This is a genomic window from Planomonospora antibiotica, from assembly GCF_014647955.1.
In the GTDB taxonomy this organism is placed as follows: Bacteria; Actinomycetota; Actinomycetes; order Streptosporangiales; family Streptosporangiaceae; genus Planomonospora; species Planomonospora parontospora.
The window spans coordinates 26,849-40,694 of the sequence record NZ_BMQE01000046.1; the positions used below are offsets into that span (position 1 = coordinate 26,849).

Consider the following 13,846-nt stretch of genomic DNA (forward strand, 5'->3'; position numbering starts at 1 on the left):
GAGCCGCTTGCTCGTGGCGTACGGCCCGCAGACTGTGCGCCACGAGGAACACCACCCCGTCGCTACGCCACTCTCGGCCGGGTGACTAGGAAACCCGGCCGACCACCAGACCCCGCCCACTCAGCGCCCCGGTCAGGAGAGACCCTTGATGCCTGTCCCGACGAATCCCCGCAACGATTGGGCCTCCGCTACCGCGTGTGCAACGATAGGCCGCCGTATGACCATCACCGTAGGCGACATCAAGACTCTTCTGCGTGAAAGAACACCGCGCAGGGGCACTGGAGGCTTTCCCTGTCCAGGCGTGGGTCACCGCTGCCAAGGCTTCACCGACACCAGCACGGCCGGTACCCACCATCTCGTGCCGACGGCCGAGACACCGTTCTCACGCATCTGCAGCCCCTGGTCCTGGGCAAAGAACGAGTTTCGGTCACCGCTGCGGCCAGCGAGTTTCCGGCATGCAGGAGGAAAACGGTCATCCTCCTGCGGCAAAACGCAACACGCCCTTGTGAGTGCATCACTCACGCTCGTGATCTGTGGAATGATCGCCCCTATGGCACGTAGACACGGAACCAAAGGCGGTGGAGGAGCGGTAGTTGGTGGCGGGGGTTCCAAGCCCGGCGAGCGCAGGCGCCAGCCTTCTCGCGAGCTGCCGGCGGTCCCGCGGATCAACGCCAGCTTTCGCGATGAACGGGACTTCCCGATCCTCAAGGACTTCAAGGAGATCGCCGCACAGCGGAACATCAGCGAGGCCGAACTGCTCCGCATAGCCATTCGCGAGCTCGTCGAGAGGCAGCGGCCGACCGCTTGCGGATCTGAACCCTGCTCGGAATCGACGGCCGGGGCCATCCCCGGCAAGAAGAAGGAGATGCCGATCGCGAGCTAGATAAGGCATAAGCCCCCGGAACGCATCGTCCGGGGGGTGCCACCAACACCTCCTGAGAGATTCTCCAGCTCGGTTTCCTAGGCCAAGTCGCTGAAGGTCTCTCGCATCACCCAGTCCGGACGGCGTAGCCGCCACGGGCCGGTCTTTTATTGCTCGGGAACATGTCCCTTGGAGGGATCATAACTGATGGTTCCCGGGTTGGCACCGCCATGCTCGCAGTCGGCGTGTCATCACGTCAGACCGTGGCGATCGGGGCCAATCCCGGTACAACGTGCGCTGAATCCGCATCTGCGCAGGTCAACGCCACCGCAGACGGGTTCGGCGAGCCCCCCTCGAGCGCCTCCGGGCTCCCGGAAATCGCTCGACAACAGTGGGCTCAATTTGCGCCTGCCCTCAGTCAGGACGGGCAGATGCGCATCTCGCGCGACGGCGGCCGCAGCTATCCCAAGCGCTGGCGCCGACGCGTCACATCCGCGCATCCGCACCAGCCGGCCACCATCTCGGTCTACAACCCCGAGGCAGGAACCGGCCGTCTGCTCGCCCTGGACTTCGACCTCGGTAAGGCCCGCCAGTCCCCCCGCGTCGCCGATGCCGCCGCCCAGGTGCGCGCCGACGCCGCCGACTGCGGCGCGCTCATCGCCCGCTGCGGCGGACGCGTCATCGCCGACGTCGCCCCACTGGGCGGCCGCCACCTGTACGTGCTGTGGGAGACCGCGCTGCCCTGGCAGGATCTCTACCTGCTGGCCTTGGCGCTGCAGCGCCGCTACCCCCTCACGCTCGACCCCACCCCGCACGCCAGCCCGCACGGCCAGATCCGCCCGCCGGGCTCGCGCTACAAGTCCATCGCGGCCCGCAGTCCCGGCTTCCAGCAGCTGACCACCCCCCTCGATGAGGCACTGGCCGCGCTCGCCCACCCCAACGACGCCTCCGTCTGGGCCCGCCTGCATGAGGAACTCGCCGGCGAGCTGCAGCAGACCGCCTCGGTCCAGCTGGTGCCCGACAACCTGCCCCGCGGCGATGCCCTTCTCGCCGACGAGGACGGACCTCGCGACGCGGACGGTGATCTGTGGCTGCCCCGCGACGGCGGCCCCGCTCCGCTGCGGCCGGACCTGGCCGACATCGCCTTCACCGGGCAGTACGACCCGGCCCGCTACGACGCCGGCACCGGCACCGCCGGGCACGCCGCCCGCCAGGCCGTCATCACCTCCCTGGCCGCGCGCGGCTGGCGGCTGAGCGAAGTCCGCCGACGGATCCATGACGGCACGTGGCCGGGCCTGACCCGGCTGTATGCCCGATACGGCCTGCGCCACCGGGATGCGGCCCTGGCCCGGGACTGGAAAAAAGCGATCACCTACATTCAGCGGAAGGAATCTCTCCGTAACTCCGACACTTGGGGGTCAGACTCACCCGGCGCCCTGGCCAGTGGGGGGAGCCGGGTGGTCTCTTCCCTGCCCTGGCCACTGGAGGTGAGTTCTGCAGAGAAAAGAACTTTACTTTGTAGATCAAAGAAGGCGAGGGACCTGCCCCACCTGACCCCCTACCAGCAGGCCCGATGCTGGTGGAACGCAGTCCTGCTGGCCGAGCGCGACCCCGACCGCCGACAGAGCTGGGGGCGGGCATCGATCTCGATCCGGCTGGTCCTGCGCGCACTGGGAGCAGCGGCCCAGATGAGCGGCATGATGACGGTGGAGTTCGGCGTGCGGTCCCTGAGCCTGATGACCGGGCTGCACTACGACACCGTGGCGCAGATCCTGACCATCCTGCGGGAGGAGCCCGACCCGTTCATCGAGCGGCTGGAGGCCGAGCGCGGCGAGCGAGCCGACCTGTACCTGCTGCAGATCCCGGACGCCTACCGGCAGATGGCACTGTGGCAGCGCTGGCGAGCCGGCACCATCCAGGCCCTGCACCCGGCATTCCGGCTTCTGGGCGGCGGCACCACCGCCCTGGTGTACGAGCACCTCACCAGCGCCCCGACGAGCCGCAACGACCTGATCCGGCTGGCGGCGCTGGCCCCCAGCACCGTCAGCGAGGCGCTGGCCGTCCTGCTGCAGTACGGCCTGGCCGAACGGACCCCCGAGGGCTGGATCCGCGGCCCCGAAGACCTCGACATCCTGGCCGACTATCTCGGGGCGACCCTGCAGGTGCAGGCCCTGCGCGACCTCTACCGCGAGCACCGCAAGGAGTGGCGCGCGCTGCTGGCCTCCTGGCGGCTGACGGTCGACGACATCGTCCGGCAGGACCCGGGCGACGGCCCGATCCCCGCCGAGCCCTCCTGGAGCGAGCGCACCGCGCCGCAGCACCCCGCCGACGCACGACCGGCGCCGGCACCACCCGATGACGATCTTCAACGGGTGGCCGACGCCGAGGTGCCCGTCTGGTTGGACGACCACCTCGGTGCGGACACGCTCCCGCCGCGTATCCCGGCCCGGGATCCGGTCTGGGAGGAGATCTGGGGCACCGAGGTCGAGGCGGGCCGTAACCCGCTGAGAAGCGTGCGCCCACCCCGTCGGCCGAGGGCGCGAGCCGATGGCCCGAGCCCGTGACCGGGACCCTGCCTGCGGACTCGCGCGGTCGACTGCGCCGAGGCGCACGGTGGCACCCGCGGCGCGATCGCCGTCCCCGGAGCCGAGGGCCGCGTTGCGGCCCGCGCCGTCGCGGGTCCTGCGCCGACCTGCCAGGCCCTGGATGAAGAGGAGGCGCCTGCGTGCCTGTTGACGGGCATGTCGCTGTTGCCATGGCGAAGCCCTGCGTGACAGCCTGCTCCGTCGTCGGCTCCCCACGATGGATCTGGCCACCCCACCTGAGCCGCTGCACGGACGACTGGTCGACGCGCTCCTGCAGCGCGGCAGCATCAGCACCGCTCCGGTCGCCGCGGCGATGCGCACGATCCCCCGTCACCGCTTCCTGCCCGGCGTCGGCCTCGAGGACGCCTACGCCAACCAGGTCGTGATCAGCCGCCGCGATGCATGCGGAGCCGCGCTCAGCTCCGCCTCCCAGCCCTCCACCGTCGCCATGATGCTGGAACAGCTCGCCCCCGTCCCGGGGCAGCGGATCCTGGAGATCTGCGCGGGCACCGGATACAACGCGGCCCTGCTGGCCGAGCTCGCCGGACCGGCCGGGCAGGTCACCACGATCGACATCGACCCGCAGAGGGCCGCCGAAGCGCGCGAGCGGCTGACCGCCATCGGGTACGACACGGTGGCGGTGCTCACCGGTGACGGCGCGCTCGGTGCGGCCGACCAAGCCCCTTCGACCGGATCGCGATCACCGCAGGAGCCTGGGACCTTCCCGCACCGTGGTGGCAGCAGCTGGCCCCGGGCGGCCCCTTGGTTGTGCCGCTGCGCTGGCGCGGAACGACTCGCTCGATCGCTCTCGACGATCGCGGAGGACGCCTGGCCAGTGCAGCGGCGCACCTGTGCGGATTCATCCCGCTGCAGACCCGGGACGGGGAACACCGCATGCTCCTCACCACAGAGGAAGATGTCGCCGTCGTCTATGACGCTCAGGGCATCGACCCCGCGGGCTTGGACGGTGTGCTGGACCGGCCGACGGCGGAGGTCTGGAGGGGGGGTAGACCAAGTAAGCCGGAAAGGGGCCAACCGCAGGTCAGAGGCTACGACGGGGCTCTGATAGCTCTGATCAGTACCGACGCCGCGGCGGAGCCAGATGCTCGGTGACGGCGGCGATGGCCTCAGCGCCGGGTTTGACGTAGCGCAGGGCGGTGCGGGGGTTCTTGTGGCGGGTCTTGCCCATGATGAGCTGCAGCGGGATCTCCGCCTCGCCCAGGTGGGTGGCGGCGCTGTGGCGCAGCTGGTGCAGGTCGAGCCCGGCGTAGGTGTCCAGCAGGACGCGGGCGCGGTCGTAGCCGAGGCGGGCGCGGCCGGTGTGCGGGCAGATGTCGGCGGCCGCGGGCCGGCGGGCCGGGACGGGGCGGCGTTCGGACAGGAACAGCGGGCCGCGGGTCCGCGACGTGCCGTCCGGGAGCCGGAGCAGGCGGGGCAGCAGGTGGGCGGTGCCGGACTCCCAATACACCCATTCGATCGCGCCGCCCTTGGAGCGGACCGGGGCGCGGCGGTGTTCCAGGTCGAGGTCCTCGACGTTCAGGGCGAGGATCTCGGCGGCGCGGGCCGCGGTCTCATACAGCATCCGCCACAGCGTCTTCTCCCGCAGCGGGATGTCGCGGCGGGACAGCAGCCGGTGGATCGCGCTCTTGGCCACGGCGCGGGTCTCGTCCGCCCTCTCGCGGCGCCGTTCGGCCTCGGCCGGCACCGAGGGGGCAGCCCAGTGCTTCTTGGTCTGGCACCAGGTCAGCCAGGAGGCGACGGCGGCGCGGTTGCGGTTCCAGGTCGCTGGCGCGCGTTCGCCCCACAGCTCGGCCAGCGCGGTGCCGATCTCGGCGTCGGTGACGTCGGCCAGCGGCCGGCCCGGGCCGAGCAGGGCGATGACGCGGTCGATGGCCGAGGCGTAGGCGCGGTGGGTGTTGGGGTTGGCCGTGCGCGCCGTGGCCAGGAAGGCGTCGGCGGCCGCGGCGAGGGTGACGTGCCCGCCGCGCAGCGCGGCGATCTTCGGCGCGGCGCTCATGCCGGCCGCCGGGCGGCGGTCGCGGCGCGGGTCTGGGAGATGTACCGGATAACGTGCGCCAGCCGCGCACCGCGGCGGCGAGGGCTTGTCCTGGTCGCCGCGCCGCCGTGATCGCTCATGTACGTGATAATAAGCCTTATCACGTACATCCAGGATCCCGTGGGGAAGGCAAGAGGCTTCCGCCGTCCTCGTTCATCGAATATCGTCGATTGACGATGAATGAGGACACACAGCCCGTGCCTCGGGCGCAGGCCGAGGAGTACGCGAGCTGGTTCAAGGCTCTGGCCGACGCCACCCGCATCCAGCTCGTCTCGCTACTGGCCCGGCGGCGCGCGCCGATGAGCGTCGGCGAGATCGTGGCCGCGTCCGGGGTGGGCCAGTCCACCGTCTCCCACCACCTGAAGATCCTGGCCGAGGTCCGCTTCGTGCTGGTCGAGCGGCGCGGCACCACGAGCCTGTACCGGATCAACGAGGCCTGCGTGCGCTGCTTTCCCACCGCGGCCGACGTGGTGATGGGCGCTCCCGCCCCGGCCGTCCCCGCCGACGAGAAGGACCCCGCGCCATGACCCGTGACCTCGCCGACGACCCGCACCCCGAGGCCGCCCGGTCGACCGGGGCCGCCGGTCTGGTCGTGCGGCCGATGGAGGCCGGTGACGCCGAGCAGGTGCTGGCGGTCTACCAGGCCGGGCTGGACGGCGGGCAGGCCAGCTTCGAGACGACCGCACCGAGCTGGCAGGACTTCACCGCGGGCAAACTCCCTCACCTGTGCTTCGTCGCCGTCGACGCCGGAAGCGGTGCGGTGGCCGGCTGGGCGGCGGCCTCACCGGTGTCGTCGCGGTGCGTCTACGCCGGGGTGGTCGAGCACAGCGTCTACGTCTACCCCGGCCACCGGGGCCACGGCGTCGGCCGCCTGCTGCTGGGCGCGCTCGTCGCGGCCTGCGAGGAGGCCGGGATCTGGACGATCCAGTCCGGCGTCTTCCCGGAGAACGCCGCCAGCCTGAGACTGCATGAGGCGTTCGGTTTCCGCGTGGTGGGCGTGCGCGAGCGCCTCGGCTGCCACCGCGGCGTCTGGCGGGACGTGGTGCTGCTGGAGCGGCGCAGCACCACCGTCGGCACCTGAGTCCGCCGGGAGACGGCCGGGAGGTGTTCATCCGCTGTTTGCCGAACCCGGAATCGACACCTGCCAATATCGGTGTCCATCGACATAGACACCAGTCGATCCATGCGGCTGCACGCGCCGACCCGATGGAGGCACACGATGACCGACACCGACAACCCAGGCGACCTGACCATCGACCAGCACCTGGCCGTTGCCACCGCGGCCCGGCGCCTCGGCGAGGAGTTCGCCGGGACCTTCTCCGCTGAGACCATCGAGCGTTTCCTGCACACCAGCTACGACCAGTTCGCCTCCAAGGCCGCCATCGCCGCCTTCCTGCCGCTGCTGGCCGAGCGCTTTGCCCGCCAGCGGCTGCACGCCCTGGCCCGGGTGGAGGGCCACGGCGACGGCCGGCCGATCGTGCTGTTCTTGTGCGTGCACAACGCCGGCCGCTCCCAGATGGCACTCGGCCTGTTCCATCACCTGGCCGGCGAGCATGCCCTGGCCTGGTCGGGCGGCTCGGAGTTCGCGAGTGAGATCAACCCGGCCGCGGTGGCGTCCATGGCCGAGATCGGCATCGACATCTCGAAGGAGTTCCCCAAGCCGTGGACCGAGGAGATCGTCCGCGCCGCCGACGTGGTGGTCACCATGGGCTGCGGGGACGCCTGCCCGATCTTCCCCGGCAAGCGCTATGAGGACTGGGAGCTGGACGACCCGGCGGGCAAGGGCGTGGAGCAGGTCCGCCCGATCCGGGAGGAGATCGAGCGTCGCGTGCGCGCCCTGCTCGCCGAACTCGGTGTTCCTGTCGCGTAATCCACCCCACCGCACCTGCACTCATAGACGCCTGTCAATATAGATATCGGCAGAAACCGCTGTTGGTCGGCACAACCAAGGGGAGACGATGGAGCCACTGCAGATCGCCGAGTGCAGCTCACCGCTGGCCCGCGAACCGCTCGGCGCCGACCGGGCGGCCGCCCTGGCCCGGGTGTTCAAGGCCCTCGGCGACCCGGTTCGGCTGCGCATCCTGTCGATCGTGGCCAGCCACGCCGACGGCGAGGCCTGCGTGTGCGATCTGACGGGAGCGTTCGAGCTGTCCCAGCCGACCATCTCCCACCACCTGAAGGTCCTGAAAGACGTCGGCCTGCTCACCTCCGAACGCCGCGCCTCCTGGGTGTACTACCGGGTCGTGCCCGAGCGGCTGGCGGAGCTGTCGGACCTGCTCGGCGTCCCAGCCCTGACCTGACCAAACGACCTGAACGAAACGAAGGACTCCCATGTCATCGCCTTCCGCCCCGTCACCGGCTCCCGCGCCGGCCCCTGACCCGGCCGTACTCCAAGGGCTGTCGACGCTGGACCGGTTCCTGCCGGTGTGGATCGGCGTGGCCATGGCCGCCGGCCTGGTGCTGGGCCGCGGGGTGCCGGGCCTGAACGAGGCGCTGGACGCGGTGCAGATCGGCGGCATCTCACTGCCGATCGCGCTCGGCCTGCTGCTGATGATGTACCCGGTGCTGGCCAAGGTCCGCTACGACCGCCTGGGCACCGTCACCGGAGACCGGCGCCTGCTGATCAGCTCCCTGGTGCTGAACTGGGTGCTCGGCCCGGCGCTGATGTTCGCCCTGGCCTGGACCTTCCTGCCGGACCTGCCCGCCTACCGGACGGGGCTGATCATCGTCGGGCTGGCCCGGTGCATCGCCATGGTGCTCATCTGGAACGACCTGGCCTGCGGCGACCGCGAGGCCGCCGCCGTGCTGGTCGCGATCAACTCGGTCTTCCAGGTCGTCGCCTTCGCCGCGCTCGGCTGGTTCTACCTGGAGGTCCTGCCCGGCTGGCTCGGCCTCGGCGAAGGGACCGCGCTGGAGGTCTCCGCCTGGGACATCGCGCAGAGCGTGCTGGTCTTCCTCGGCATCCCCCTGCTGGCCGGCTACCTGTCGCGCAGGCTCGGCGAGCGCGCCCGCGGCCGCGACTGGTACGAGGGCAGCTTCCTGCCGAAGGTCGGCCCGATCGCCCTGTACGGGCTGCTGTTCACCATCGTCATCCTGTTCGCCCTGCAGGGCGACACCATCACCTCCCGGCCCGGGGACGTCGCCCGCATCGCATGGCCGCTGCTGGCCTACTTCCTCCTCATGTGGGGCGGCTCCTTCCTGGCGGGGCGGGCGATCGGCCTGCCGTACGACCGCACCGCGACCTTGGCGTTCACCGCGGCGGGCAACAACTTCGAGCTGGCCATCGCGGTGGCGGTCGGCGTGTTCGGGGTGACCTCGGGCCAGGCGCTGGCCGGGGTGGTCGGCCCGCTCATCGAGGTGCCCGTCCTGGTCGCCCTGGTCTACGTCAGCCTGGCCGGCCGCCGCCTGTTTTCCACCGCCCCGAAGGGAAGCGTTCATGTCTGACACGCCCGCCAAGCCCAGCGTGCTGTTCGTGTGCGTGCACAACGCCGGCCGCTCCCAGATGGCCGCCGGCTGGCTCGCCCACCTGGCACAGGGGCGCATCGAGGTCCGCTCCGCGGGCTCCGCGCCCGCCGAGACCATCAACCCCGTCGCGGTCGAGGCGATGCGCGAGGTCGGCGTCGACCTCACCGGCGCGACCCCGAAGATCCTCACCACCGAGGCGGTGCAGGACTCCGACGTCGTCATCACCATGGGCTGCGGCGACGCCTGCCCCATCTTCCCCGGCAAGCGGTATGAGGACTGGAAGCTGGAGGACCCAGCCGGGCAGGGCATCGAGGCCGTCCGGCCGATCCGCGATGAGATCCGCGCCCGGATCGAGACGCTCATCGCCGAGCTGCTGCCCGCCTGATCTCCTGTCGGGAATGTGGCAGTCACCCCATATCCTCCGAGGCCGGGGCGGCTGCCACTTTCTGTACTGGTTCGCTGACAATTCGTCGCATGTCTCCTCTACCGTGATCACACCAGGGGCTGCTTCGAGGCCCTTGCCCGGTCAAAGGAGACCTCACCGCTCATGCTCTACAGCCCCCGCCGTCTGGAAGCTCTGCTCGGCAACCCGCTGCATCTGGTCACCTACCAGCAGATCGCCGGCCTGGTCGGTAACGCTGAGGCCCGCGAGGCCGAGGACCTGGACTACAAGCGCCTGTATCCGGCCGGTGAGGAGGGCAACGACGCCCTCGCCATCGATATCGCCACCTTCGCCAACCACCTCGGCGGGCTGATCATCGTCGGCATGGCCGAAGTCCGTGACATCCCCTCGGCTCCGCTCGGAGTCGCTTTTGCCGGGCTGGAAAATCGCATCCGCAACGTAGTCGCCGACCGTGTGCACCCGATGCCCCGCTTCGCCACTCGCCCCGTGGAGAACCCCGCTGATCCAGGCAAGGGATTCCTGCTGGTCGCGATCCCGCCCAGCGTGCTGGCCCCGCACGCGGTGTCCATCCCCTCGCAAGAAGGCAAAGGGCTGCGCTGGCCACGCCGGCACGGCGCCGACAAGGTGTGGCTGAGCGAGTCGGAGATCGCCGCCGCCTACCGGCGCCGGGTGATGGCCGCCACCGACCAGGCCAGCCGGATGGCCGAGGTGGAAAACAACGCGATCACCACGACGGCGGCGACCAGCGCCCACAGCCGCTATCCGCTGCCGCTGCTGGTCGTCACCCTCGTGCCCGACCTGCCCGGAGACGTGCTCATGGATGCCGCCACCGTGCGGGCTTTCCGGGAGCACATCGCAGAGCACGTCGCGATGATCGGCGCTTTCACCCCGACCTTCCACGAGGTCGGTGTGGCGCATCGGCGGCTGATCGCCGAGGCCGGCACCGAGACTCCGCTGGCGGTGCGCGCCGAGCTGTACACCGACGGCGCGGGCACCTTCAGCGTGCACCCGGCCCGGCGGGATTCTCCGCAGCAGGAGACCTTCCGGGTGCGGGTGCTGGATGCCGAGCTGGTGGTACGCACCGCCAGCGCACTGCGATATCTGGCCCGCCACGCACGGGACCGGGCCGGAGCCAACGGGGCGGCGCTGGTGCGGGTGATGCTGGTGGCCGACACTCACCTGCACCCGGCCGTGCTGCCCGCCGAACCGACCACCCGCTGGCCCTACAACGACCCCGAGCTCGTGCGCTATCGGCTGACGTTGAATACCCCCACCGCCGATGGGGATCAACCGCTGGGCACGCGCCTGTGCCGCCTGGCCTATGGCGAGTCGGTGGCGTGGCTGGATGACCTGGCCGATGACGGCCCGCCGCTGGCCCGGGCCACCGCTCATCTGACCGCCGATCTGCTGCAGAGCTTCGGCGTGCCGGAGAACCGGCAGATCCGCCGGGATGGGAGCCTGAACGCCCAGGCGTGGGGCCCGCACTGGGAGCCGATCAAGAGATGGGCCCAGGAGGCCGGCATCGCGCTGGCCACCGACGACGATCCCCAGTGATCCGGGATCGCGGCCGGACGGCCATACCGGTCACAACCGCTCGATGATCTCGGCCACAGCCGCCTTGGCGCTGCGTCCGGCGCCGAGGCGGGTCCAGTCCAGTCGCCGTAGCCGAGCAGGTGCAGGCGCGCCTCGCTGAGCGCGCGGGTGCCGTCGGTCGGGATCGTCCCGCCGGGGCCACGCAGGCGCAACGGGGCAAGGTGGGTCAGGGCGGGCCGGAAGCCGGTGCACCAGATGATGGCGTCGCAGTCCAGGGTGGTGCCGTCGGCCCACGCCACCCCCGTCTGCGTGAGGCGGGTGAACATCGGCTCGGCCTTCAGGGCGCCGCGGTCGCGGGCCTCGCGCACCGGCGGGACGGCGACGATGTCGCCCAGGTCGCCGATGCCGGGGGCGTCGGGAAAGCGGGCGCGGCGAGTGGCCAGGTCGAACAGGGCGCGGCCGTCGATCTCGTCGGGCAGCAGCCGGGGCGGGCGCAGCGTGACCCACGTGGCGTCGGCGACGGTGGAGACCTCCGCGAGGATCTGCGCGGCGGAGTTGCCGCCGCCCACGACGACCACGCGCATGCCCCGGAACGGCTCCGGGCCGGGGTAGGTGGCGGTGTGCGACTGCCACCCGCGGAAGACGTCGCGGCCGGGGTAGTACGGCACGTACGGCCGCCACCAGGTACCGGTCGCGCTGATGACGATCCGCGTCTGCCAGGTGCCGGCGTCGGTCTCGACGGCCAGGCGCTCCCCGGCGTCGCGCACCGCCCGCACCGCCGCCGGCCGGACGATCGGCAGCGCGTAGCGGTGCTCGTAGTCGGCCAGGTAGGCGACCACGTCGGCGGCGCTCGGGTAGCCGCCGCCGTCGGGGGCGGGCATCATCCGCCCGGGCAGGGAGCTGTAGGGCGCGGGCGAGAACAGGCGCAGGGACGGCCAGGCGTGCCGCCATGCGCCGGCCGGCGCGTCTTGGGCGTCCAGGATGACGAAGTCGGCCCCGGCCCGGCGCAGGTGGTACCCGGCGGCCAGGCCCGCCTGCCCGCCGCCGATGACGACGACGTCGACCGGCCGCGGAACACCGGTCATCGGCGCGGTCATGCGGTGATGAGCCCGACGTCCACCGGGCCGGCGGGCGCGGGTGCGGCCAGCGGCGCGAACAGGGCGCCGAGCCGGTTCACCGCCGCGGGGACGATCCAGTAGTAGACCCAGGTGCCGCGCCGCTCGCAGTCGATCAGCCCGGCCGTACGGAGGACCTTCAGGTGGTGGGAGATGGTGGGCGCGGTCAACTCGAAGGCATCGGTCAGGTCGCACACGCACGCCTCGCCGCCGGCGTGGGAGCCGATCATCGACAGCAGGCGCAGCCGGACCGGGTCGGCGACCGCCTTGAGCAGCACCGCCAGCTCGGCGGCCTCGGCCTCGCCCAGCGGCTCGCGGGCGATCGGGGCGCAGCAGGCGGTGGCGGGGGCGGTCATGAGCAGGCTCCTTACTTCGACGCTGGTCTAAATGGTATGCGGTGGTAGGCGGTCAGCGCGAACGCGGCGACCGCGCAGGCGGCGGCCACCGCCGCCATGGCCCCGCCGTAGCCGGCGACCTGGGCCAGGGCGAGCGCGCCCAGCGGGGCCGACGCCTTGGCCGCGACGGAGAACAGCGCGATCCGCCCCGACAGGGTCGCGTAGGCGGCGGTGCCGTACCGGTCCACGAGCAGGTGCGGCAGGGTGATGGAGGCGATGCCGAAGCCGAGCCCGAACCCCAGCACGCAGCCGACCGCTCCGGGCACGGTCCGCCCCGCCAGCGGCAGGAGCGCCGCGGCCACCCCCTGCAGAGCGAAGATCACCGCGGCGATGAGCGCGGCGGGCAGGCGGGCCTGCAGGCCGGTGGTGAGCAGGCGCCCGGTCACCGACAGCACGCCCAAAAGCCCCGCCAGCGTGGCGGCCAGCACAGGGGGATGGCCGAGGTGGACCAGGTAGGCAATCAGCAGGACCGCCATCACGGCCGCGGCACCGCCGCTGGCGGTGAAGGCGACCACCAGCAGCCAGAACGGGCGCCGGCGGACGGCCTCGTGGGCGATCGCGGCCCGCTGCGCGGCCGCGGCGGGCGCCTGGGCGGCACGGGTACGGCGGCGCAGCACGAGCGCGTGCAGCGGGATCGCCGCCGCGCCGTAGACCAGGGCCAGGACCACCAGGGCCTGCCGCCAGCCGAACCGCTCCACCAGCAGACCGGACAGCGGCAGGAAGACGGTGGAGGCGAACCCGGCCACGACGGTCAGCGCCAGCAGCGCGCCGGCCCGGCCGCGCTCGTCACCGTCGAACCAGGCCACGATCACGGCGAAGGCGCTCTGGTAGAGCACCATCGCGCTCGCGACGCCGATGGCGGCGAACACCGCATACAGCTGCGGCAGGTTCTCCACCCGTGACCAGGCCAGCACCGCGAGCGCGCCGAGGACCGATCCGGCGGTCATCAGGCCGCGGCCGCCGCGGGCGTCCAGCCGGCGGCCCACCACCGGTGCGCACAGCGCCGAGACCAGCACCGAGCAGGTCAGGGCGGCGGCGACCTGGGCGGTGGAGGCGCGCAGGTCGGCCGCCATGGGCAGCAGGAAGACCGAAAAGGCGTAGTAGAGCACGCCATAGCCGATGGTCTGGGTGACGGCCAGGGCGGCGACGATCCGCGCGCCCTGGCGCCGGGAACGCACCCGGCCGCCGCCCCCGGCATCAGGGGCGGCGGCCTCGGCGGCGGTGGACCTCACGCGCGCTCACCGGAGCAGGAGATCACGCGGCGGCCGGCGGCCGTCGTGCTCCAGGCGCCGCCGGCGGGCCGGGCGCGGGGCAGATGCCAGCCGAGCCGGTCGGTATCCAGCGGGCCGCGGGTGCAGATCAGGCGCAGGGCCTCTTTCCGCGGTGCGGTGGGACAGCCGTCGGACATGGCCGCATCTCGCCTTTCTTCGAC

General features: G+C 71.6%; 13 protein-coding genes and 2 pseudogenes. 10 read left to right on the forward strand and 5 right to left on the reverse strand.

The window, feature by feature from the left end; genetic code table 11:
• Positions 1 to 550 precede the first annotated feature (550 nt).
• The 3 genes and pseudogenes from IEZ06_RS29165 (at position 551) to IEZ06_RS29175 (ending at position 4,560) form a co-directional block, all read left to right on the forward strand.
• Positions 551 to 883: a hypothetical protein gene (locus tag IEZ06_RS29165; RefSeq protein ID WP_189239893.1), complete on the forward strand. Its 333-nt coding sequence runs from the start codon at positions 551 to 553 to the stop codon at positions 881 to 883.
• A 410-nt stretch (positions 884 to 1,293) separates the two neighbouring features.
• Positions 1,294 to 3,426, forward strand: coding sequence for a hypothetical protein (locus tag IEZ06_RS29170; RefSeq protein ID WP_189239894.1), 2,133 nt, complete (start codon positions 1,294 to 1,296; stop codon positions 3,424 to 3,426).
• A 334-nt stretch (positions 3,427 to 3,760) separates the two neighbouring features.
• Positions 3,761 to 4,560 (forward strand): annotated as a pseudogene (locus IEZ06_RS29175) (methyltransferase domain-containing protein).
• Here IEZ06_RS29175 and IEZ06_RS29180 read toward each other — a convergent pair.
• Positions 4,523 to 5,464 carry a tyrosine-type recombinase/integrase gene (locus tag IEZ06_RS29180; protein WP_189239895.1) on the reverse strand — a complete coding sequence of 314 codons (942 nt, stop codon included), beginning with the start codon at positions 5,462 to 5,464 and terminating at the stop codon, positions 4,523 to 4,525. The pseudogene IEZ06_RS29175 and the gene IEZ06_RS29180 overlap by 38 nt on opposite strands.
• A gap of 215 nt (positions 5,465 to 5,679) precedes the next feature.
• On the opposite strand from IEZ06_RS29180, the gene IEZ06_RS29185 reads away from it, so the two are divergent.
• The 7 genes from IEZ06_RS29185 to IEZ06_RS29215 all read left to right on the forward strand — a co-directional run bounded on the left by IEZ06_RS29185 (position 5,680) and on the right by IEZ06_RS29215 (position 10,925).
• Entirely contained in the window at positions 5,680 to 6,030 is a 351-nt protein-coding gene (locus IEZ06_RS29185) for an ArsR/SmtB family transcription factor (protein ID WP_189239896.1), read from the forward strand.
• The gene (locus IEZ06_RS29190) at positions 6,027 to 6,584 is read left to right on the forward strand and encodes a GNAT family N-acetyltransferase (RefSeq protein ID WP_189239897.1); all 558 of its coding nucleotides are present in this window, start codon (positions 6,027 to 6,029) and stop codon (positions 6,582 to 6,584) included. Before IEZ06_RS29185 ends, IEZ06_RS29190 begins: the two co-directional genes overlap by 4 nt.
• A 138-nt stretch (positions 6,585 to 6,722) precedes the next feature.
• Entirely contained in the window at positions 6,723 to 7,373 is a 651-nt protein-coding gene (locus tag IEZ06_RS37535) for an arsenate reductase ArsC (RefSeq protein ID WP_189239898.1), read from the forward strand.
• An 88-nt stretch (positions 7,374 to 7,461) separates the two neighbouring features.
• A complete protein-coding gene (locus tag IEZ06_RS29200) occupies positions 7,462 to 7,803 on the forward strand; it encodes an ArsR/SmtB family transcription factor (protein ID WP_189239899.1) in 342 nt (113 codons plus the stop codon).
• A gap of 31 nt (positions 7,804 to 7,834) precedes the next feature.
• A complete protein-coding gene (arsB, locus tag IEZ06_RS29205; protein WP_189239900.1) occupies positions 7,835 to 8,947 on the forward strand; it encodes an ACR3 family arsenite efflux transporter in 1,113 nt (370 codons plus the stop codon).
• Positions 8,940 to 9,353 (forward strand): arsenate reductase ArsC, encoded by a 414-nt coding sequence (locus IEZ06_RS29210; protein ID WP_189239901.1) that lies wholly within the window; start codon positions 8,940 to 8,942, stop codon positions 9,351 to 9,353. Before arsB ends, IEZ06_RS29210 begins: the two co-directional genes overlap by 8 nt.
• A 162-nt stretch (positions 9,354 to 9,515) precedes the next feature.
• The gene (locus tag IEZ06_RS29215; protein ID WP_189239902.1) at positions 9,516 to 10,925 is read left to right on the forward strand and encodes an AlbA family DNA-binding domain-containing protein; all 1,410 of its coding nucleotides are present in this window, start codon (positions 9,516 to 9,518) and stop codon (positions 10,923 to 10,925) included.
• 30 nt (positions 10,926 to 10,955) lie between these two features.
• Here IEZ06_RS29215 and IEZ06_RS29220 read toward each other — a convergent pair.
• The 4 genes and pseudogenes from IEZ06_RS29220 to IEZ06_RS29235 form a co-directional block, all read right to left on the reverse strand.
• Positions 10,956 to 11,989, reverse strand: a pseudogene (locus IEZ06_RS29220) (ArsO family NAD(P)H-dependent flavin-containing monooxygenase).
• 8 nt (positions 11,990 to 11,997) lie between these two features.
• Positions 11,998 to 12,375 (reverse strand): ArsR/SmtB family transcription factor, encoded by a 378-nt coding sequence (locus tag IEZ06_RS29225; protein ID WP_189239903.1) that lies wholly within the window; start codon positions 12,373 to 12,375, stop codon positions 11,998 to 12,000.
• Between the two features lie 11 nt (positions 12,376 to 12,386).
• The gene (locus IEZ06_RS29230; protein WP_229798850.1) at positions 12,387 to 13,646 is read right to left on the reverse strand and encodes an MFS transporter; all 1,260 of its coding nucleotides are present in this window, start codon (positions 13,644 to 13,646) and stop codon (positions 12,387 to 12,389) included.
• Complete coding sequence (locus IEZ06_RS29235) at positions 13,643 to 13,822, reverse strand: hypothetical protein (RefSeq protein ID WP_189239904.1); 180 nt, start codon at positions 13,820 to 13,822, stop codon at positions 13,643 to 13,645. Before IEZ06_RS29235 ends, IEZ06_RS29230 begins: the two co-directional genes overlap by 4 nt.
• Between the last annotated feature and the right edge of the window lie 24 nt (positions 13,823 to 13,846).